The sequence below is a fragment of the Ferrovum sp. JA12 genome, from assembly GCF_001431705.1.
In the GTDB taxonomy this organism is placed as follows: domain Bacteria; phylum Pseudomonadota; class Gammaproteobacteria; order Burkholderiales; family Ferrovaceae; genus PN-J185.
The window spans coordinates 664293-684263 of record NZ_LJWX01000001.1 but is presented as its reverse complement, the minus strand read 5'-3'; the positions used below and the strand labels follow the sequence as shown (position 1 = coordinate 684263).

Genomic DNA, 19971 nt, shown 5'->3' with positions numbered 1-19971 from the left:
TCCCTACTTCACTATAGATTGTTGTAATGTTTGTAAATCATAGACAGCGAGATTCTCTGTCTGCGCCAAAGCCATACCCAAACAAGCGGCCTTAGCGCCAGCAATGGTGGTGTAATAAGTAATTCTGCCCTGCAAAGCGGCATTTCGAATCGACCAAGAGTCTTGAACCGCACGAGAGTGCTCTTCTACCGTATTAATAATCATATCAATCTCACGATTTTTGATCATGTCAACAATATGTGGTCGACCCTCCGCCACCTTATTAACTGAAATCGCCTCAATGCCTGCTCCATGAAGAGCCTGAGCAGTCCCCTTGGTGGCCACCAAAACAAAGCCAAGGGCTGACAGGCGTCTCGCCACATCCACCGCATTGGCTTTGTCCATGTTTTTAACACTCAAAAACACCTTGCCGGAGGTGGGATATTTTACTCCTGCGGCAATTTGCGACTTTAAAAATGCTTCGGCAAAAGTAACCCCCACACCCATTACTTCACCAGTGGATTTCATTTCAGGACCTAAAATCGTATCCACGCCGGGGAATTTAATAAAAGGAAAAACCGCTTCTTTCACCGCGTAATATGGTGGAATAATTTCATTCACCACCCCTTGTGAGGCCAAGCTCTGCCCCACCATGCAACGAGCAGCGATCTTAGCGAGTTGACGTCCTGTGGCTTTTGCCACGTAAGGAACCGTCCGTGATGCACGGGGATTAACTTCTAAGACATACACACTCTCGCCTTGAATAGCGAATTGGACGTTCATCAATCCCACCACTCCCAAAGCTTTGGCCATGGCTACAGTTTGACGACGTAACTCATCCTGCAAAGCCTCACTCAAACTAAAGGGTGGCAACGAACAGGCGGAGTCACCCGAGTGAACCCCCGCTTGTTCGATGTGCTCCATAATACCCCCAATAATCACACTCTCGCCGTCACTGACCGCATCCACATCGACTTCCAAGGCATCATTTAAAAAACGGTCTAATAAAATAGGGGAATCCTCTGTCACTGCCACCCCGTTCATTCCGTCCGTATCAGAAATGACTTCACGCAAGTATTTTTCTAAGTCTGCTTGAGTGTGCACAATTTGCATGGCACGACCGCCCAGTACATAACTGGGCCGCACCACAATCGGGTAGCCTAATTCTTGCGCTAACTTCAATGCGCTCTCACGATGAAAAGCAGTCCGATTATCGGGCTGTTTTAACCCTAGTTCATGCAACAACTGCTGAAAACGTTTTCTGTCTTCAGCACGATCAATACTGTCAGGTTGAGTACCAATAATAGGAACTCCCATCCTCTCCAATCCCTTGGCAAGCTTTAAAGGTGTTTGTCCACCAAACTGAACAATAACCCCTTCAGGTTTTTCAATGGCGACAATTTCCAATACATCTTCAAGCGTTAAGGGTTCGAAATAAAGACGATCGGAAGTATCATAATCCGTTGAAACCGTTTCCGGATTACAGTTCACCATAATGGTTTCATAACCATCTTCACGTAAGGCTAGAGCCGCATGGACACAACAATAATCAAACTCGATCCCCTGGCCAATTCGGTTAGGGCCTCCACCCAGTACCATAATTTTTTTACGTTCACTAGGATGAGCTTCACATTCCTCCTCATAGGAAGAATATAAATAGGCGGTAGCAGTGGCAAATTCGGCAGCACAGGTATCCACCCTTTTATACACAGGATGAATATGATGCTGGTGACGGGCTTGACGAACCTGTTCTTCAGATCCCTTGATGAGCGATGCGATACGACGATCAGAAAACCCTTTACGTTTTAATCTTTTCAGGGTCAGCGGGCTAAGAGCCTCCTGAGGATCATGCTTAATTCTTTGCTCTTCAACAATCAAATCCTCAATCTCAGCTAAGAACCAAGGATCAATATGACTTAGACGATAAATTTCCTCGATACTCAAGCCCTCGCGCATCGCCTGACCCACATACCATAAGCGATAGGGACCGGGGTTCGCAATCTCAGCCTCAATGGTGGCCATCTCACCTGGCATATCATCTAAGCCTTGGGCTCCCGTTTCTAAACCGCGTAGCGCTTTTTGCAAGGATTCTTGAAAAGAGCGGCCAATCGCCATCACTTCTCCCACAGATTTCATTTGCGTTGTGAGTCGATCGTTGGCCTGCGGAAATTTCTCAAAGGCAAAACGAGGGATTTTAGTGACGACATAATCAATTGCAGGCTCAAAAGAGGCCGGAGTTGCTCCCTGCGTAATGTCGTTACTTAATTCATCTAAGGTATAACCTACCGCAAGCTTAGCTGCCACTTTAGCAATAGGAAAACCGGTGGCTTTTGAGGCCAAGGCAGAGGAGCGTGAGACGCGGGGATTCATCTCAATAACGATCATTCGTCCATCCTTAGGATTGACCGCAAACTGCACATTAGAACCGCCGGTTTCCACCCCAATCTCTCTTAAGACTGCCAGAGAGGCATCCCGCATAATCTGATATTCTTTATCCGTTAAGGTCTGAGCAGGGGCCACCGTAATAGAGTCCCCCGTGTGCACACCCATGGCGTCCAAATTTTCAATGGAGCAGATAATAATGCAGTTGTCTTGTCGGTCACGCACAACTTCCATTTCATATTCCTTCCACCCGATGACCGACTCTTCCACCAATAGCTCTCGGGTGGGTGAAGCATCAAGACCCCGCTCACAAATCGCCACGAACTCCTCATGATTGTAAGCTATACCACCACCGCTACCGCCCATGGTAAAGGACGGCCGAATAATAGCCGGATAACCCACAAGGGCTTGAACCTGTAAAGCTTCCTCCATGCTATGCGCAATGGCGGAACGGGGCGTAGCTAAACCAATACGGGTCATAGCCGCTTTAAACTTTTCACGGTCCTCTGCCTTATCAATGGCCTCTTTACGGGCACCAATCATCTCCACGTGGTAACGCTCCAGAACTCCCTCGCGTGCTAAATCCAAAGCGCAATTTAAAGCTGTCTGGCCACCCATAGTAGGCAGTAGCGCATCGGGCTTTTCTTTAGCGATAATTTTTTCAATGGTTTTCCAGTGAATCGGCTCGATATAAGTGACATCCGCCATCTCAGGGTCGGTCATGATGGTAGCAGGATTTGAATTCACTAAAACAACCCGGTACCCCTCTTCCCGCAAAGCTTTACAAGCCTGCGCGCCTGAGTAATCAAACTCACACGCCTGACCAATCACAATCGGGCCGGCACCAATGATTAAAATCGAATGAATATCAGTTCTTTTTGGCATAACACAATCTCAAGGTGAGTTGGCTTTCATCAAATCAATAAAATGATCAAACAGAGAAGCAGCCTCGTGAGGGCCTGGACTGGCTTCCGGATGACCTTGAAAACTAAATGCGGGACAATCGGTGCGCGCAATACCTTGCAAACTCTGATCGAACAAGGACACATGGGTAACCCGACAATGATCAGGCAGTGTTGTGGCATCCACCGCAAAACCATGGTTTTGGCTAGTGATCATCACCCGACCCGAGGTTAAATCCTGCACAGGATGGTTGGCCCCATGGTGACCAAACTTCATTTTCATGGTCTTCGCGCCAGAGGCAAGGCCTAACAGTTGATGCCCCAAACAAATACCAAACAACGGAACTTTCTGAGCAATAAACTCTTTGATGGCTTCGATTGCGTAGTCACAAGGCTCTGGGTCTCCCGGACCGTTGGACAGAAAAATACCATCCGGCTTATAGGACAAAGCCTGGGTCGCTGACGTTTGCGCAGGCACCACCGTTACTTCACAACCGCGCTCAACCAACATACGAAGGATATTTTGTTTTACGCCAAAATCGTAAGCCACCACTTTAAACTTCCCTGCGACAGAGGCCAAAGGCTTAGGTTGGCTTGCCAACTGCCACACGTTTTGGGTCCATGTATAGGGCTCTTTTATGCTCACTACCTTAGCTAAATCAAGACCAGCAAGACCTGTAAAAGATTGCGCCTTGAGGAGTGCCTCCTCAATATTTATATTATCCCCCGCCATCAAGCATCCTGACTGAGCCCCTTTTTCTCTCAGTAGGCGAGTCAGTTTACGTGTATCCACGCCAGCAATTGCTACCACATGTTGATTTTTTAAGAAATCAGGCAATGACTGTTGTGCTCTAAAGCTGGACAATAAACGAGGTAGATCGCGAATAATTAAGCCAGCTGCCCATACCCTGGTGGATTCTGCATCCTCATCATTCACCCCTACATTACCAATATGGGGATAGGTTAAGGTCACCATTTGCTTAGCGTAAGAGGGGTCAGTCAAAACTTCCTGGTAACCTGTCATGGCAGTATTAAACACCACCTCACCTACACTAGCACCTTCCGCACCAATGGACACACCACGAAATACCGACCCATCTGCTAATACTAAAACAGCAGGCACAGTCATATTATTTGATCTATCCAAGACCATGACAATGAACTCCAGACGGGATTAGATATGAAAAACGGGAAGGACGTTTTAGTTCACGTCTTCCCGTTTCCGATTGTTAAAATTCTACCAGATTAGGTCAATCAAATCAAGATGATGTGGGGGGAGTGTAGAGAACAAGTGCTTTTATCCGGGTTTGATAGCCAATGATTTGTCCGGTTTTAATTATCTTTCAAGGACAGTTAGTAACGAAACGGGCAGTCCATACTAAAGCTTTTTGTCCTATGGGCTATGAGAGTTCAAACAATTACTTATCACGCCCCTTAAACTCACTGAGTAGGTGATGCAAGGGCTTTAAACCTAACACATCTTCCATGTCATACAATCCAGCATTTTTCCCCTGTAAAAACTTCGCCGCCTTGATTGCTCCCTTAGCAAAGGTATCCCGACCACTGGCTTTATGAGTAATCTCTACTCTCTCCCCATCCCCTAAAAAAGAGACCGTGTGATCGCCCACCACATCACCACCGCGCAAGGTTGCAAAACCAATAGTGTCGGGGTGACGCTCACCCATTATCCCTTCGCGACCATACAAGGCGACATCCGCGAGTTTGACCCCACGCGCATGAGCGACCACCTCACCCAATCGCAAAGCGGTTCCTGAAGGAGCATCTACTTTATGACGATGATGGGCCTCGGTAATTTCCACATCAAAACCCTCGGTTAATAGGCGCGCCGCCAAATCCAGTAAAGATAGCGTTACGTTAACCCCTACACTCATATTAGGCGCCATCATAATCGCTATAGTCTCTGATGCCTTAAAAATAGTTTCACGCTCATCAGGACTAAAACCCGTGGTACCAATGACCATAGGGATGTTTAAATCCCGGCATAACTCTAGATGCCGCAAGGTTGCTTTAGGGCGGGTAAAATCAATGAGCACTTGAGTGGATTCTAAACTCTTGCGGCTCGCTGCACTAATTTGAATCGTAGTACTCACACCGGACCAATCCCCAGGATCGCGGCCAATTAAGATATGCTCCGGGCGCTCAAGAGCAGCGCTTAATGTTAAGGAAGCATCAGTTAATACTTCATCAATCAACACCCTACCCATTCTGCCAGTACTGCCGGCAATAGCTACCCGAATACTCATTTCACAATCTCCGCATCTTGATATTCCACCGCTTTTTCAGGGGGGTAATCATTAATAAAGTGGTCCAGCCGATCATGCTTAAAGTAAACAGTTAAATGATAGGGCTTACTCAATAATCCCTTGTCGCGGGTATAAAAAACATAGTCCCACTGATTGGCATGAAAAGGGTCTGCCAACAGGGGAGTCCCTAAGACGAGACTGACCTCATTTCTGGTCATGCCAGATTTTAACTTCTCCACCATATTGGTATTAATGGCCGTGCCCTGCTGTATACCCATTTTATAGGGATGTAAACTACAGGCAGAGAGCAACAGCCAGCACAGTAAATAACAATTTTTAATCCACTTTATTTTAACCACAGGCAATTTAACCTCAACTATAACCCACAGATTGACAAGAATTTGCCTATAATACCTTATCTTGATACTAAAACACGACTCATGAGTGATCCACATAATTTAAAAGATATTGGTCTTAAGGCTACATTGCCGCGACTCAAGATATTAAGCTTATTTGAACACTCAGAAGTTCGCCATATGAGTGCTGAAGAAATCTATCGCCGTTTATTGCAAGAGGGCATGGAAATAGGTTTAGCCACAGTCTATCGCGTATTAACTCAATTTGAACAGGCAGGTCTATTGGTACGTCACCATTTTGAAGGCAATCGCGCCGTATATGAGCTCAATGGGGGTGAACATCATGACCATTTAGTCTGCATGCAATGCGGGCACGTGGAGGAATTTCACGATCCTGAAATTGAAAAAAGACAAAACAAAGTCGCCAAGGATCGTGGCTTCGTTATTCATGATCATTCCCTTCATCTTTACGCGGACTGCATTCGTGAGAATTGTCCGCGTAAATCAAATCACGCTATTTAATTACAGACTTCAGGGTTTTCCCCATTTCAGCAGGGTTACGGGTAACTTTAATACCACACTCTTCCATCACAGAAAGCTTCTCCTGAGCCGTCCCATGTCCGCCCGATATAATCGCTCCGGCATGACCCATGCGTTTGCCTGGGGGAGCTGTAACCCCGGCAATAAAACCAACCACAGGCTTCGTCATGTTGTCCTTAATCCATCTGGCACAGGATTCTTCATCCTCTCCACCAATCTCCCCCACCATAATCACTGCTTCAGTGGCGGGATCATCATTAAAGAGTTTCATGACATCAATATGCTTCATCCCATTCACAGGATCACCACCAATGCCCACGCAGGAGGATTGACCTAAACCTAATTCACGTAATTGTCCCACTGCCTCGTAGGTCAGCGTTCCTGAACGAGATACAACACCAATGGGACCTTTTTTATGAATATGCCCTGGCATAATACCAATCTTGATTTCCTCTGGCGTAATCAACCCTGGGCAATTGGGACCAATTAAGATGGTTTTCTTACCTTGCATATTATAACGAGTACGAATCATGTCACGCACCGGGATTCCCTCAGTGATACAAATCACCAAATCCATCTGCGCTTCCACTGCCTCATCAATGGCTGCAGCGGCAAAGGGAGGCGGCACGTAAATGACTGATACCGTGGCTCCGGTCTGCTCCTTAGCTTCTTTCACTGTCTCGAAAATAGGAATTGCTTCATAAAATTGGCCACCTTTTTTAGGGGTCACTCCGGCCACAAAACACTCTCTTCCGAAGGCGTACTCTTGACACATCTTGGTGTGGAACATGCCTGTTTTACCAGTAATGCCTTGGGTGAGCACACGCGTATTACGATCGATCAGTATTGACATATCAACCTCTTGCGGCGTCAACTACTTTTTGAGCAGCTTCAGCCATATTGTTTGCAGAAATAATGGGTAATCCAGATTGGGCCAATATTTGCTTACCTAACTCCACATTGGTCCCCTCAAGACGCACCACCAAGGGAACAGACAGATGCACTTGCTTAGCCGCCTCAACAACACCGGTGGCAATCACATCACATTTCATAATGCCGCCAAAAATATTGACCAAAATGGCCTCAAGATGTGGGTTTTTAAGCATTAATTTAAAGGCTTCGGTAACTTTTTCTGTAGTAGCCCCTCCACCTACATCAAGAAAGTTGGCTGGACTGCCCCCATAGAGCTTAACTATATCCATGGTGGCCATGGCGAGCCCTGCCCCATTGACGAGGCATCCTATGTTGCCATCAAGCGAAATATAGGAGAGATCAAAACGAGAAGCCTCAATCTCACTGGGATCCTCTTCATCAAGATCACGAAGCCCTACAATTTCAGGATGACGATAGAGCGCATTACTATCAAAATTCATTTTGGCATCCAGGGCCAACACCCGTTTATCTCCTGTGACTACCACGGGGTTAATTTCCGCTAAACTGGCATCTTTTTCGTCAAACGCTTGATAGAGACCTTGAAGCAGTTGGGCTGATTGCGACCATAGGTCACTCTCAATACCAATAAATTTAGATACCGCAAGACACTGATCCAAGGTTAAACCCTCGACCGGATCAATAAAAATGGTCATGATTTTTTCAGGGTTACGTGCGGCAACCTCTTCAATGTCCATCCCCCCTTCAGGACTGGCCATCAACGCTACGCGCTGAGACTGGCGATCTACCACCATACCGACATACAGCTCTTTTTTGATATCCGCCCCTTCTTCAATAAGGAGACGACGCACCTTTTGCCCATGGGAATCAGTTTGATGGGTAACTAAATTCATACCAAAAATCTGTTCAGCATAGGTATGCAGCTCTGTTGGCGTCTTGGCAACTTTTACGCCCCCTCCCTTTCCTCTCCCCCCTGCATGAATTTGTGCCTTGACCACCACCACGGGAGAAGCCAAGGTTTGCCCAGCTAAAACAGCCTCATCAACACTAAAACAAGGAATACCACGAGGAGTGGGAACACCGTATTGGCGAAGTATTTCTTTTGCTTGGTACTCATGAATTTTCATGGATTACCCTTATTTGTATACAAGTTAATCAAAAAAAGCCCAGCTTAAAACTTTCATTTTATCAGATCACGCCTCGACAAAGAGAGGCTTTCAACGCTCTTTTTTCTTACTTTTTGGCCACATGCCACTGCGGATAAAACTGAGCCACCACGGGCCCTGTGGTATCCAGTGCATGGCAACCATCTAAATGGGGAGGTTTGTTGGGAGAATGGGATTCAGCTGAGCCATAACGGGTTTGGAAGGCTACGGTGGCGAGGGCACCAATCATCTCTGTTAAATGAGTGCACCCTTTGACGCCGCCAAAACGCTCTTTAACTGCTCTCGTAAAACCTGGAGCAATCCTTAATCCTTTGAGAGATTGGTAATGATCAGTAATGGATTCGCAAAAACCGGGGTAGGGCCTCGCCTCAGTTTTTGCATAGGCGTTAACAATGGTCATCTCTGCGTCAATAGTGATGCCAAGAAACATATCGTGAATCGGCTCTCCTGTCTGACGAATACCGTTCATAACAGGGAAATCATAACCTTTTATATCAAGCAAATGTCCTTCAATGTCGTAATGACCATCCTCTCTCTCATACCCCTCAATCACGATACTTCTGCGGTGTAATAATTTTCGTCCACTGGACTTTTCAGATACCATAAGTCACCCCGTAAAAAAACAATTCCAAAGAACTCCACTATGATACTCTTGAAGTTACTATTTCAACTTGCTACAAAGGTAAGTATAAAAGAAGAAAGAGGTCAGTCTTGAAAGTTTTTCTGATTGTTCTATGGCTATCGTTACTGACATTACCACGCGTGATCTGTGCTAACGATTTATCATTGCCTGACAATCTATTAATTAGAGCCTATCACGCTCATCTCCAACAGCAACTCAATGTATTGCAATCAGTGATCACTGAACTGGGGGATGACGAACTCGCTGATTATCCTCGTTACTGGTATCTGGTTGATAAAATCAATCAGGGAGGGGCGGTTACCACTGTCAACCAGGTCTGGCAATTCAAAAAGGATTTTCCACATAGCCCGCTTTACAAGTCACTGCATAACGCCTTAGCTTACGCCCTGTACAATAGTCATCAAGAGGCTCTTTTTCTAGCTACTCTAGAGGAACCTGATCAGCATAACGTCAACTTGCTATGCGCTAAACTTTCCCTTACCTTAAACGACTCCTCTTCCGCAGCACTCGTCCAGGAAGCCAAACGATTATGGCTTGAAAACCCTGACAATCATTTTTGTTCGCTGTTAATCGGCCCACTTCGCAGTGTAATGGCGGTTGACCAACATGAACTATGGCAATCTCTCAATGAGGCCCTTTATAACCATCAAGACCTACGCTCGCGTTTGATTAATGAGGCGCTACCCAAAGCAGAGCAGTTACGTGAACGAGACTGGCGGCAAGCCAATAGCGATCCCAAACACTTTCTTAGTCATATGTTAAGCTACGCCCATCTTAATCCTGGACAAACTGTACTCCTTCTTCACGCGCTACAACTTCTGGCCAAGGAAGATCCCATAGAAGCCTCACACTGGTGGCACAATCACGCCTCGATAGTGGATACCAATGGGCGTGATTGGGGATGGGCAGAAATTGCTTATCAAGGAGCTCTAAAACTAGATCCCCACGCCCTGTCTTGGTTTCATCTTGCTAAACTTGGCATTGATCAAGAGGATTACCGCGCCTCTCATGTGCGCACCGCCCTCAGAGAAGAGCAATGGCAAGAGGTGCTTAAGGTCATTGATTCCATGCCCTTAAAAGAACAAAAACTACGTATGTGGCAATACTGGAAAGCTCAATCACTCAACCACTTACACCAAGAATCCACAGCACAACCCATCCTCCAAGCACTGGCTAAGGAATCGGACTTTTATGGTTTGTTAACGCAAGATGAATTGCATTTAGAGTTACCCCATAAAGTAGCTATCCCGCCTGTTAGTAAACAAGAAATCGCGACGCTAGAGCCAACCTTACAACGGGCCATAAGGTTACATCGCTTAAATATTAAACCCATGGATAGACTTGAGTGGAATCTTGCTAACCAACCCTTTAATGCTCGTCAACACTTGATCGCAGCGCACATCGCCTATCAATTACAGTGGTTTGATCGAGCTATTTTTAGTGCCAGTCAAGCAGGCCCCATGGAGGACATAAACTTAAGCTACCCCACCCCATTTGCCAGCACGCTTGAGGAGAGTGTAAAAAAACGCCACCTTGATGAGGCCTGGGTTTATGGACTCATTCGCCAAGAAAGTCTGTTTGCCCCCCAAGCCCGCTCAAGAACTGGGGCGCAGGGTCTCATGCAAATCATGCCCCCTACGGCGCGCTGGATTGCCAAGCATTTATCCCTTAAACGCTTTTTACCAGATCAGACCACTGAGCTAGCCACCAACCTTAACCTTGGCACCTACTATTTACAACACCTGCTAGACCAGCTCAATACTACCGCTCTTGCCACCGCAGGCTACAATGCCGGCCCCAGACGCGTGAAGCAATGGTTAAATCCCACACCCATGGACGGCGTTATTTTCATCGAAACAATTCCTTTTAATGAAACCCGGGATTATGTAAAAAGAGTCATGGCTAACACTGTTCTTTACAGCAAACGATTAAATAAACCCTATATTCCCCTAAAGGAGCGTATTGGTATAGTGCCTACGGTAGCCAACCTACAACCCATTCACGGCGGTGAACCATAATGGAAATCTACCAAGTGGGCGGGGCGGTACGGGATGAAATATTGGGGCTCAAGGTGCAAGATCGTGATTACGTCGTGGTGGGCGCTAGCATTGATGACATGGTTGAGCAGGGGTTTAAACCCGTGGGCAACGACTTTCCGGTATTTCTTCATCCTTTGACCCACGAAGAGTATGCGCTAGCTCGTACTGAACGCAAACTGGGGCGAGGCTACAAGGGCTTTATTGTGCAAACAAGCCCCGATGTCACCCTTGAGGAAGATTTGCGCCGCCGGGATCTTACTATCAATGCCATGGCACGCTCACTGGATGGACGACTCATTGACCCCTATGGTGGCATACAGGACTGCCAGAATCGGACACTGCGTCACGTTAGCGAGGCCTTCATTGAAGACCCTGTGCGTATTCTTCGAGTAGCCCGTTTTGCGGCTCGCTTTAAATCCTCCCTGGGGTTTACTGTGGCCCCTGAAACCCTCACCTTAATGAAGCAGATGAGCGCCTCTGGCGAATTAGACTCTTTAGTACCCGAACGGGTATGGCAAGAGATGGCACGCGGTCTTATGGAAGAGACCCCTTCGGAGTTTTTTCGCGTATTAGACAACTCGGATGCTCTGTTTAAAATCTTCCCCGCGATCATAGAGGGTTGGCCCCATTATCAACAGCGCTCTTTGGATTTTCTTGATCAACTCGCCTCACTAAAGAGCCCACTTTGTCAGCGCTATGCGGGTTGGCTCCTGGCATTGTTCGCCGCCGACCACTCTAAGAAGCCAATGATTGAGCGCATTGCTCAACAACTCAAGTGCCCAAAAGAGTGTCAAGACTTATCTCTTCTCGCCTACACCCTGTCGCAAGAAAAGCTCGATCTTATTACGCACTCTGCAGAACATACCCTCTCTCTCGTCGAGAAAGCCGATGGCCTTCGTCGAGCGCAACGCTATCAAGAGGCGTTAAGGTTAGTGTTACTACTTCAGCAACACACTGTGGCAGAGGTTGCCTCGCACCCGCTTTATCAGGCCGCCTCGTTGCTCAAGCAGGTGAAACTACCCACCGACAACACTTTGAGTGTGCCACAAAAAATCGCTCTACTCAGAGCATTACGCATTGCAGCCTTACATCAAGCATTCTTCTACTAGAGTCCCAATTGCATTAAGGCATGGCTGTTCTCCGTGCCACGCCCTAAAACTAATACCTTAAAGAGCTCACCCATCTCAGCGGGACTCATTAATAAATTAACCTGCTGTGATTGGCGCAGGGTATTTTCATTGACGGTTAGGGTGGGGCTTGTCAGCTCATCTAGAATGCCATGCTTAAGCAAAAACTGGGCTTGCGTTGCATATTCCATCACTACCAAACCCTCTTCTCTAGCACGCTTGGCGAGGGCGGTAAAGTCTACGTGGCTAGTGATATCTTGTAGGCCTAATAAAAGTAGTGGATTAGTATGGGCCAGATGGCGGTAATGGCACATGAGAGTTCCTTGATGGCGTTGCGGGTGATAGAACTCACGTGCCGGAAAGCCATAATCAACAAAATAAGCAGCTCCTTCCCTCAAACTGCTCGCCACATTGCCCATTAAAGCCAAGGCACTCAGGTTCACCTCCGTGAGATAAGGTAAGAATTCCGGGTTTAAAGAAGGTAGTACCTTAACTAAGGCTGGATTATTAAGAGGCCGCGCTTTTTCAACCAAATCTCCTGCGTCGGCAGCCACCCCCCACTGCCACCACCCTTCCTCTCTTAACTCAACGCGGTGTACGGCAAAGGCATCTAATACCTCATTAGCGATGATGATCCCATCTAAGTTTGATGGCCATTGACTAAGCCACTCTACCCTCTCAGCGAGGGGTTTTGGTAGAGTGGCGATGGTTTGGCGTTGACGCTCTTGCAACTCAGGACTCACTTCTAAAATAAAATAGCGTTGTGGTAGCATTGTTTGGGCCTCAAGACTCAGCAATAAATCTACCGCAAGCTGACCTGTTCCCGCTCCTAACTCTAAGATTGCTCTACTGTTTAGGTCAATTTTTTCCAAATAAGGTAAAAAGCTACGCGCTAAGGTTTTGGCAAAAAGGTCCCCCAATTGCGGAGCAGTGACAAAATCTCCAGCGCCACCTAATTTTGTGGCGCCCGCTACGTAGTAGCCCAGTTGCGGCTCATAGAGTGCAAGATTCATATAAGTCGCAAAATCAATCCAACCACCATGATCTTGAATCACCTGTAGGGTTCTATGAAGTAATTGTGCACTATGGGCTAACTGATTATCGTTAGGGAGCATAGACTGGGGTAAAATAAAGGGTGTTAATTTATTCATAAGCATTATTCTATGTCATTTTCAGAGATTCCACTGTCCGCCACCATCATTCGTTTAAGAGAACGATTACTCTCGCAAATGGGCAAGGCCATTAGTGATTACCAAATGATCGAAGAAAACGATCGGTTAATGGTATGTTTAAGTGGCGGGAAAGACTCTCATACTTTATTCGACTTACTGCTTGAGATGCAAAAAAGATCGCCAGTTAAATTTGATTTAATTGCGGTCAATCTTGACCAAAAACAGCCCGGCTTTCCTGAGCATATTCTCCCTGATTATTTAGAACAACGAGGGGTGGCCTATCGCATTATTGAAGCGGACACTTACTCTTTGGTGAAAGAAAAGATCCCCTTAGGAAAAACCACCTGCTCTCTATGCTCCCGTCTGCGCCGAGGCGTACTCTACCGAACAGCCAAAGCCTTAAAGGCCACTAAAATCGTCTTAGGACACCATCAAGACGACATGTTACAAACGTTCTTCCTGAATTTATTCTATGGCGGGCGCTTGAAGGGAATGCCGGCCAAACTGGTCTCTGATGATGGTCACCATGTGGTTATTCGCCCTCTGGCCTACAGCCGAGAAAAAGATATTGCACGCTACGCCAAACACCGTCAATTTCCAATTATTCCTTGTGATTTATGTGGCTCACAGATGAACTTAAAAAGACAACATCTCAAAGAGTGGTTGCTAACTATGGAGCAAGATCATCCAGGCCGCCTGGAGAGCATTAGCCAAGCATTACAACAGGTGAGTCCTTCCCACTTGAATGATCGGAACCTCTTTGACTTCATGACACTCAAAGCTACAGGACGCGTTGATGAAAACGGTGATACTCTGTTCGATGATCAGGAATTAGAACGCGGTGCATTTCGTTTAAATGAACAGCTAGAAAAACGGATACGTTTCATGAGAATACCTAATTCTGATAAAATAAACGATTAGATTAAGGAAGTGAGAGTTATGAACCCCAATATTGCTTATTTACCCCCTAAAAAAATTAATTCTTTTTATCCGCCACAACGCACCATGATGGGACCCGGCCCTTCTGAAATAGCGCCGCGCGTGTTAGCCGCCATGTCTTTGCCCTGTATCGGCTACTTAGATCCTATTTTTGTGGAAATGATGGATGAATTAAAATCTCTGCTACGTTACGTTTACCAAACAGACAATGCCCTTACCTTCCCCGCTTCAGGGCCAGGCTCCGTGGGCATGGAGATGTGCTTTGTCAACATGGTAGCGCCTGGAGACAAAGTCATTGTCTGCCGTAATGGAGTCTTTGGCGGACGCATGATTGAGAACGTAGAGCGCTGTGGTGGGGTCCCTGTAGTAGTGGAAGATACTTGGGGAGAACCCGTTGATCCCAATAAATTAGAGGACGCTCTCAAACAACACCCCGATACTAAAGTAGTGGCCTTTGTATTAGCAGAAACCTCCACAGGCTGTATGTCTGACGCTAAAACCTTAGTTGATATTGCTCATCGCTACGGTGCGTTGACTATCGTTGATGCAGTGACTCAGCTCACCGGTGCACCCCTGTTTGTGGATGCTTGGGACATTGACGCGATCTACTCAGGGAGCCAAAAGTGTCTCTCTTGCACACCCGGATTATCCCCTGTGTCCTTCGGTGAGCGGGTAGTGGAACTGGTTAAAAATCGCCAAGGGAAAAGTCAAAGCTGGTTTATGGACTTAGAGTTAGTATTAGGTTATTGGGGTAACACGAACCGTACCTATCACCACACTGCCCCCACCAATGGACTTTACGCACTCCATGAAGCGCTCCTTCTGGTTCGCGAAGAGGGCTTGGAGAATTCCTGGGCAAGACATCACCGCCATTACTTGGCCTTCAAGGCGGGCATTGAAGCCATGGGACTTGAATATTTAGTTAAAGAAGAGCATCGTCTGCCGCAAATGAATGCAGTAAAAGTCCCTGAGGGGATAGATGAGGCTACCGTTCGTAAAACTCTTTTAAATGAGTTCAATCTTGAGATAGGCGCAGGACTCGGTCCCTTAGCCGGAAAAATATGGCGTTTCGGTTTAATGGGCTACTCCGCCAAGTCTGAGAATGTTATGCTTTGTTTATCGGCTCTAGGCTCTGTATTGCTTGATTTGGGTTACCCCATTCAATTGGGACATCCTGAAGCAGCAGCCCATCAGTCCTATGCTGAACAGCATGCAGCTGAAGCACTACGCAAAAAAATTAAAGTCGCTTAATTAAAAACTTTAGCGGTAGCTTGATAAATGCAGCCGGTCCCAGATAACACTGGTGAGACCGGCTGAATTCATTGTATAAAAGTGTAAGCCTGGCGCTCCAGCACTAAGTAATGTATCACAAAGATGAGTAACAACATCCAAGCCAAACGCACGAATGGAAGCACTGTCATCGCCGTAACCTAACATTTTTTGACGTATCCAGCGCGGAATTTCTGCCCCACAAGCTTCAGAAAAACGACTTAATTGACTGAAATTTCCGATGGGCATTATCCCCGGTACAATAGGGATGGTAATGTGTTGTTGTTCGCAGCGCTCGATAAAATCAAAATAAGCATCTGGATTATAGAAATATTGCGTAATAGCCGCGTTGGCTCCAGCCACCACTTTTTCTTTAAAGTGAATTAAGTCTTCCTGAGCCGAACGCGCCTGAGGATGAGTCTCGGGGTAGGCGGCCACCTCAATAATAAGCTCTTGACTCACCTCTTCGCGAATAAAACGCACTAACTCACTGGCATAACGAAAATCTCCGCCGCCATAGGTACCAGAGGGTAAGTCACCCCGCAAAGCCACCACATGACGAATACCATGCTCAAGGTACTGATCAAGGGTATCCTTTAGCATAGCTTTGGTACTACCGATACAGGAGATGTGGGGAGCTGCGCTGTCACCAGCCTTAAGAATATCCAATACCGCACCTAGGGTTCCCTCACGCGTGGACCCCCCCGCACCAAAGGTGACGGAGAAGAAAGCAGGGTGAAGCTGCGACAACTGACGCTGAGTATGACGCAACTTCTCAACGCCTTCCGCTGTTTTGGGCGGAAAGAATTCAAAGCTAAATAATTTGGCAAATCCCTTTTGACTTTCCACTATTAGTAACGATAATGTAAAGGTTTAAAAGGACCCTGTGGACTAATACTTAAATAAGTAGCTTGCTCTTGGGTTAACGTGGTGAGATGAGCACCAATTTTTTTAAGATGTAACCTCGCTACTTTTTCATCCAAGTGCTTAGGAAGAATATAAACTCCCACCTCATACTTGCCAGGGTTGTTCCACAGCTCAATTTGAGCCATGACCTGATTCGTGAAAGAGGCTGACATGACAAAGCTTGGGTGACCTGTGGCACAACCCAAGTTCACTAAGCGACCTTCAGCCAACACGATGATACGTTTCCCCTCTGGGAAAATCACGTGATCCACCTGCGGCTTGATATTTTCCCACTGATATTGACGCAGTGAGGCAATATCAATTTCCGAATCAAAATGCCCAATATTACACACAATAGCATCATGCTTCATGGCACGTAGATGGTCATGGGTTACTACATGAACATTTCCGGTTGCGGTCACAAAAATGTCTGCTAAGGGTGCTGCCTCGTCCATGGTCACAACTCTAAAGCCTTCCATGGCAGCTTGCAGAGCACAAATTGGATCAATTTCAGTAACCCATACGGTGGCCCCCATACCTCTAAAGGCTTGAGCACAACCTTTACCCACATCCCCATAACCCGCCACCAAGGCAATTTTACCGGCCACCATCACATCGGTAGCGCGTTTAATCCCATCTAGCAAGGATTCACGACAGCCATACAAGTTGTCGAATTTAGATTTAGTCACGGAGTCATTAACGTTAAAAGCGGGGCATTTTAACTCACCTTTTTTCAACATCTCATTTAAGCGGTGAACTCCAGTGGTAGTTTCTTCGGAAATGCCGCGAATATTTTCAAGTAAATGAGGGTATTTATCATGCAACACCAGGGTTAAATCACCACCATCATCTAAAATCATATTGGGAACCCAGCCATTGGGACCAAAGATAGTTTTCTCAACACACCACCAAAACTCTTCCTCGGTCTCTCCTTTCCATGCAAACACAGGAATACCGACTTCAGCTATGGCCGCGGCAGCTTGATCTTGGGTAGAGAAAATGTTGCAAGAACTCCAGCGCACATCAGCGCCCAAGTCCACCAAGGTTTCAATTAATACGGCGGTTTGAATCGTCATGTGTAAGCAACCAGCAATACGCGCGCCCTTAAGGGGCTTGACACCAGCATACTCTTCACGCAAAGCCATTAAGCCAGGCATTTCACGCTCGGCAATTAAAATCTCTTTCCGACCCCAGGCAGCAAGGGATATATCGGCCACTTTAAAATCTGCTTCATTCTGTGTTTGGGCTAAGGCACTCATTGGTATCACTCCTTAAATTGCTTGTTTTAGGGCGCTGACGCGATCTAACGCTTCCCAGGAAAATTCTGGTTCTTCACGACCAAAATGGCCGTATGCTGCAGTTTTGCTATAAATGGGACGTAATAAATCAAGATCTTGAATAATGCCCTTGGGCCGTAAATCAAAGTGATTTAGTACCAATTCAGCTAAGCGTTCATCTGAGAGTTTTCCTGTTCCAAAAGAATTGACCATTAAACTAACTGGTTTTGCGATGCCAATGGCATAGGCCACCTGAACTTCACAACGCCGAGCTAAACCCGCTGCCACAATATTTTTTGCCACATGCCGCATCGCGTAAGCCGCAGAGCGGTCCACCTTGGAGGGATCTTTACCTGAAAAGGCTCCCCCACCATGACGGGCAGCACCACCGTAAGTATCAACAATAATTTTGCGTCCAGTTAAGCCACAATCGCCCATGGGGCCACCCACTACAAAGCGTCCCGTAGGGTTGACCAAATACTTGATATCCCCATGAATCAAATTGCTTGGTAGGACGGGTTTAATGATCTCTTCAATCACGGCTTCTTTTAGATCTGCATGGCTAATCGCAGGATCATGCTGTGTAGAGAGTACCACTGTATCAATGCCTACCGCTTGGCCATCTTGATAACGAATAGTAACTTGGGATTTGGCATCTGGTCTTAAAAAGGGCAATCGTCCATCTTTTCTTAATTGTGATTGGCGCTGAACCAAACGATGGGCCAAATGAATGGCCAAGGGCATAAAAGTATCGGTCTCGTCAGTGGCATAGCCAAACATTAGTCCTTGGTCTCCTGCCCCTTGATCAAGATCGAGACCCGATCCCTCATTAACCCCTTGGGCAATATCAGGACTTTGACGATTGAGTGCCGTTAATACGGCGCAGGTTTGATAATCAAAACCTATATCAGAACTATTATAACCAATGCGTTTCACCACATCACGGGCCACATCGATATAATTGATATTAGCTGTAGTAGTGATTTCTCCAGATATGACGATCAGTCCGGTACTCGTTAGTACTTCACAGGCTACACGAGCACGTGAATCCTGAGCTAGAATAGCATCTAATACGCCGTCAGAGATTTGATCGGCAACTTTATCCGGATGACCTTCGGAGACGGACTCCGAGGTAAAAAGATATTGACTCATGGCGACCCCCGCCTTTTCTCAAAAAAATGAGTATAAATAATATTGTTATTGAAAGCAACTCTGGAATAATTGACACACAATATGAAAATTAGTTTGTTTTTTTTATGGTTATTACATTTTTTACCCTTAAGCGTCATTAATACTTTGGGTATACTGGTGGGTAATCTTGCTTACCTTGTGGCCAGTCAGCGGCGCCGCGTCACGCTCACCAACCTCGCTCTGTGTTTTCCACAGTGGAGCGAAGCAAACTGTCAACGTATCGCAAAAAAACATTTTCAGGCCTTTGCCACCCATATTCTCTCCCAAGGAATGGCCTGGTTTACCCCCCTTCATCAAATGAAAAAAATCATTCACTACGAGCATTTTGAGTACTTAGAAGAAGCGCTCAGGGAGGGACCAGTTATTATTTTAGCGCCTCATTTCTTCGGCATGGATACAGGGGGGATTTGTTTGGCCGCTGATGTCAACCTTCTCTCCTTATACGCCCGACATAAGAATCTTGATATCGATCAACAAATACAACGTCATCGACTGCGCTGGGGACGAGGCAAAATGTTTTCTAGGCAAGAGGGTATTCGTCCCATTGTGCGTGATTTAAAAACTGGCTGGGCTTTTTATTATCACCCCGATCTCGACTTTGGCCCCAAAGAGTCTATTTTTGTGGATTTCTTCACTCAACAAGCAGCCACTGTCCCGGCCTTAGCGCGTCTGAGTAAACTGACTCAGGCCAAAGTGATTCCCAGCTACGCCTATCAAGATTATGCTAACGGTCGTTTAACTATCCGCTTTTATAAAGCCTGGGATCATTACCCCAGCGATGACCTCACCTTTGATACAAGACGCATGAACGCTTTTATTGAACAGCGTATTCTAGAAAAACCTGAGCTGTATTTATGGAGTCATAAACGATTTAAAACTCGGCCCCCAGGGGAATCGCCTGTCTACAAATAAAATAGGTAAATGGCTA

17 protein-coding genes are annotated in these 19971 nt (G+C 46.4%); 6 read left to right on the top strand and 11 right to left on the bottom strand.

The genetic code is table 11. The features are described 5' to 3' along the window. Positions 1-3 precede the first annotated feature (3 nt). The 4 genes from carB to FERRO_RS03635 all read right to left on the bottom strand — a co-directional run bounded on the left by carB (position 4) and on the right by FERRO_RS03635 (position 5886). Complete coding sequence (gene carB / locus FERRO_RS03650) at positions 4-3246, bottom strand: carbamoyl-phosphate synthase large subunit (RefSeq protein WP_056929494.1); 3243 nt, start codon at positions 3244-3246, stop codon at positions 4-6. A gap of 9 nt (positions 3247-3255) precedes the next feature. Continuing rightward, positions 3256-4392: a glutamine-hydrolyzing carbamoyl-phosphate synthase small subunit gene (carA, locus tag FERRO_RS03645; protein WP_056929788.1), complete on the bottom strand. Its 1137-nt coding sequence runs from the start codon at positions 4390-4392 to the stop codon at positions 3256-3258. A gap of 289 nt (positions 4393-4681) precedes the next feature. Beyond that, complete coding sequence (gene dapB, locus FERRO_RS03640) at positions 4682-5527, bottom strand: 4-hydroxy-tetrahydrodipicolinate reductase (protein WP_056929493.1); 846 nt, start codon at positions 5525-5527, stop codon at positions 4682-4684. Beyond that, positions 5524-5886, bottom strand: coding sequence for an outer membrane protein assembly factor BamE (locus FERRO_RS03635; RefSeq protein ID WP_160318094.1), 363 nt, complete (start codon positions 5884-5886; stop codon positions 5524-5526). The genes dapB and FERRO_RS03635 overlap by 4 nt, the downstream gene beginning before the upstream one ends. Before the next feature lie 81 nt (positions 5887-5967). Here FERRO_RS03635 and fur point away from each other — a divergent pair, with 81 nt between their 5' ends. Continuing rightward, positions 5968-6405 (top strand): ferric iron uptake transcriptional regulator, encoded by a 438-nt coding sequence (fur, locus tag FERRO_RS03630; RefSeq protein ID WP_056929491.1) that lies wholly within the window; start codon positions 5968-5970, stop codon positions 6403-6405. On the opposite strand, the gene sucD is transcribed toward fur, so the two are convergent. The 3 genes from sucD to FERRO_RS03615 form a co-directional block, all read right to left on the bottom strand. After that, the gene (gene sucD / locus FERRO_RS03625) at positions 6398-7276 is read right to left on the bottom strand and encodes a succinate--CoA ligase subunit alpha (RefSeq protein ID WP_056929490.1); all 879 of its coding nucleotides are present in this window, start codon (positions 7274-7276) and stop codon (positions 6398-6400) included. The two genes, fur and sucD, sit on opposite strands and share 8 nt — an antisense overlap. A 1-nt stretch (position 7277) precedes the next feature. After that, positions 7278-8441, bottom strand: a complete 1164-nt coding sequence (sucC, locus tag FERRO_RS03620; RefSeq protein ID WP_056929489.1) for an ADP-forming succinate--CoA ligase subunit beta — start codon at positions 8439-8441, stop codon at positions 7278-7280. A 106-nt stretch (positions 8442-8547) separates the two neighbouring features. Then, positions 8548-9084, bottom strand: coding sequence for a DUF2889 domain-containing protein (locus tag FERRO_RS03615; protein ID WP_056929488.1), 537 nt, complete (start codon positions 9082-9084; stop codon positions 8548-8550). A 107-nt stretch (positions 9085-9191) separates the two neighbouring features. On the opposite strand from FERRO_RS03615, the gene FERRO_RS03610 reads away from it, so the two are divergent. Both FERRO_RS03610 and FERRO_RS03605 read left to right on the top strand, forming a co-directional pair. Beyond that, complete coding sequence (locus FERRO_RS03610) at positions 9192-11141, top strand: lytic transglycosylase domain-containing protein (protein ID WP_056929487.1); 1950 nt, start codon at positions 9192-9194, stop codon at positions 11139-11141. Continuing rightward, positions 11141-12271 carry a CCA tRNA nucleotidyltransferase gene (locus FERRO_RS03605; RefSeq protein ID WP_056929486.1) on the top strand — a complete coding sequence of 377 codons (1131 nt, stop codon included), beginning with the start codon at positions 11141-11143 and terminating at the stop codon, positions 12269-12271. The genes FERRO_RS03610 and FERRO_RS03605 overlap by 1 nt, the downstream gene beginning before the upstream one ends. Here FERRO_RS03605 and FERRO_RS03600 read toward each other — a convergent pair. Continuing rightward, positions 12268-13440 carry a class I SAM-dependent methyltransferase gene (locus FERRO_RS03600; RefSeq protein ID WP_160318093.1) on the bottom strand — a complete coding sequence of 391 codons (1173 nt, stop codon included), beginning with the start codon at positions 13438-13440 and terminating at the stop codon, positions 12268-12270. The genes FERRO_RS03605 and FERRO_RS03600 overlap by 4 nt on opposite strands. 12 nt (positions 13441-13452) lie before the next feature. Here FERRO_RS03600 and ttcA point away from each other — a divergent pair, with 12 nt between their 5' ends. Together ttcA and FERRO_RS03590 are read left to right on the top strand one after the other, a co-directional pair. Continuing rightward, positions 13453-14382, top strand: a complete 930-nt coding sequence (ttcA, locus tag FERRO_RS03595; protein ID WP_056929484.1) for a tRNA 2-thiocytidine(32) synthetase TtcA — start codon at positions 13453-13455, stop codon at positions 14380-14382. Positions 14383-14400: 18 nt separating this feature from the next. After that, the gene (locus FERRO_RS03590) at positions 14401-15651 is read left to right on the top strand and encodes a pyridoxal-phosphate-dependent aminotransferase family protein (RefSeq protein WP_056929483.1); all 1251 of its coding nucleotides are present in this window, start codon (positions 14401-14403) and stop codon (positions 15649-15651) included. 9 nt (positions 15652-15660) lie between these two features. On the opposite strand, the gene metF is transcribed toward FERRO_RS03590, so the two are convergent. From metF to metK, 3 genes are read right to left on the bottom strand one after another with little or no spacing between them, the layout of a single operon-like run. Beyond that, the gene (gene metF / locus FERRO_RS03585) at positions 15661-16518 is read right to left on the bottom strand and encodes a methylenetetrahydrofolate reductase [NAD(P)H] (RefSeq protein WP_056929482.1); all 858 of its coding nucleotides are present in this window, start codon (positions 16516-16518) and stop codon (positions 15661-15663) included. A gap of 2 nt (positions 16519-16520) precedes the next feature. Further along, the gene (gene ahcY / locus FERRO_RS03580; RefSeq protein ID WP_056929481.1) at positions 16521-17834 is read right to left on the bottom strand and encodes an adenosylhomocysteinase; all 1314 of its coding nucleotides are present in this window, start codon (positions 17832-17834) and stop codon (positions 16521-16523) included. Positions 17835-17846: 12 nt separating this feature from the next. Next, on the bottom strand, positions 17847-19004 hold the full coding sequence (gene metK, locus FERRO_RS03575; RefSeq protein ID WP_056929480.1) for a methionine adenosyltransferase: 1158 nt from the start codon (positions 19002-19004) through the stop codon (positions 17847-17849). A gap of 81 nt (positions 19005-19085) precedes the next feature. Here metK and FERRO_RS03570 point away from each other — a divergent pair, with 81 nt between their 5' ends. Continuing rightward, positions 19086-19955 (top strand): LpxL/LpxP family acyltransferase, encoded by an 870-nt coding sequence (locus FERRO_RS03570; RefSeq protein ID WP_056929479.1) that lies wholly within the window; start codon positions 19086-19088, stop codon positions 19953-19955. Positions 19956-19971 lie beyond the last annotated feature (16 nt).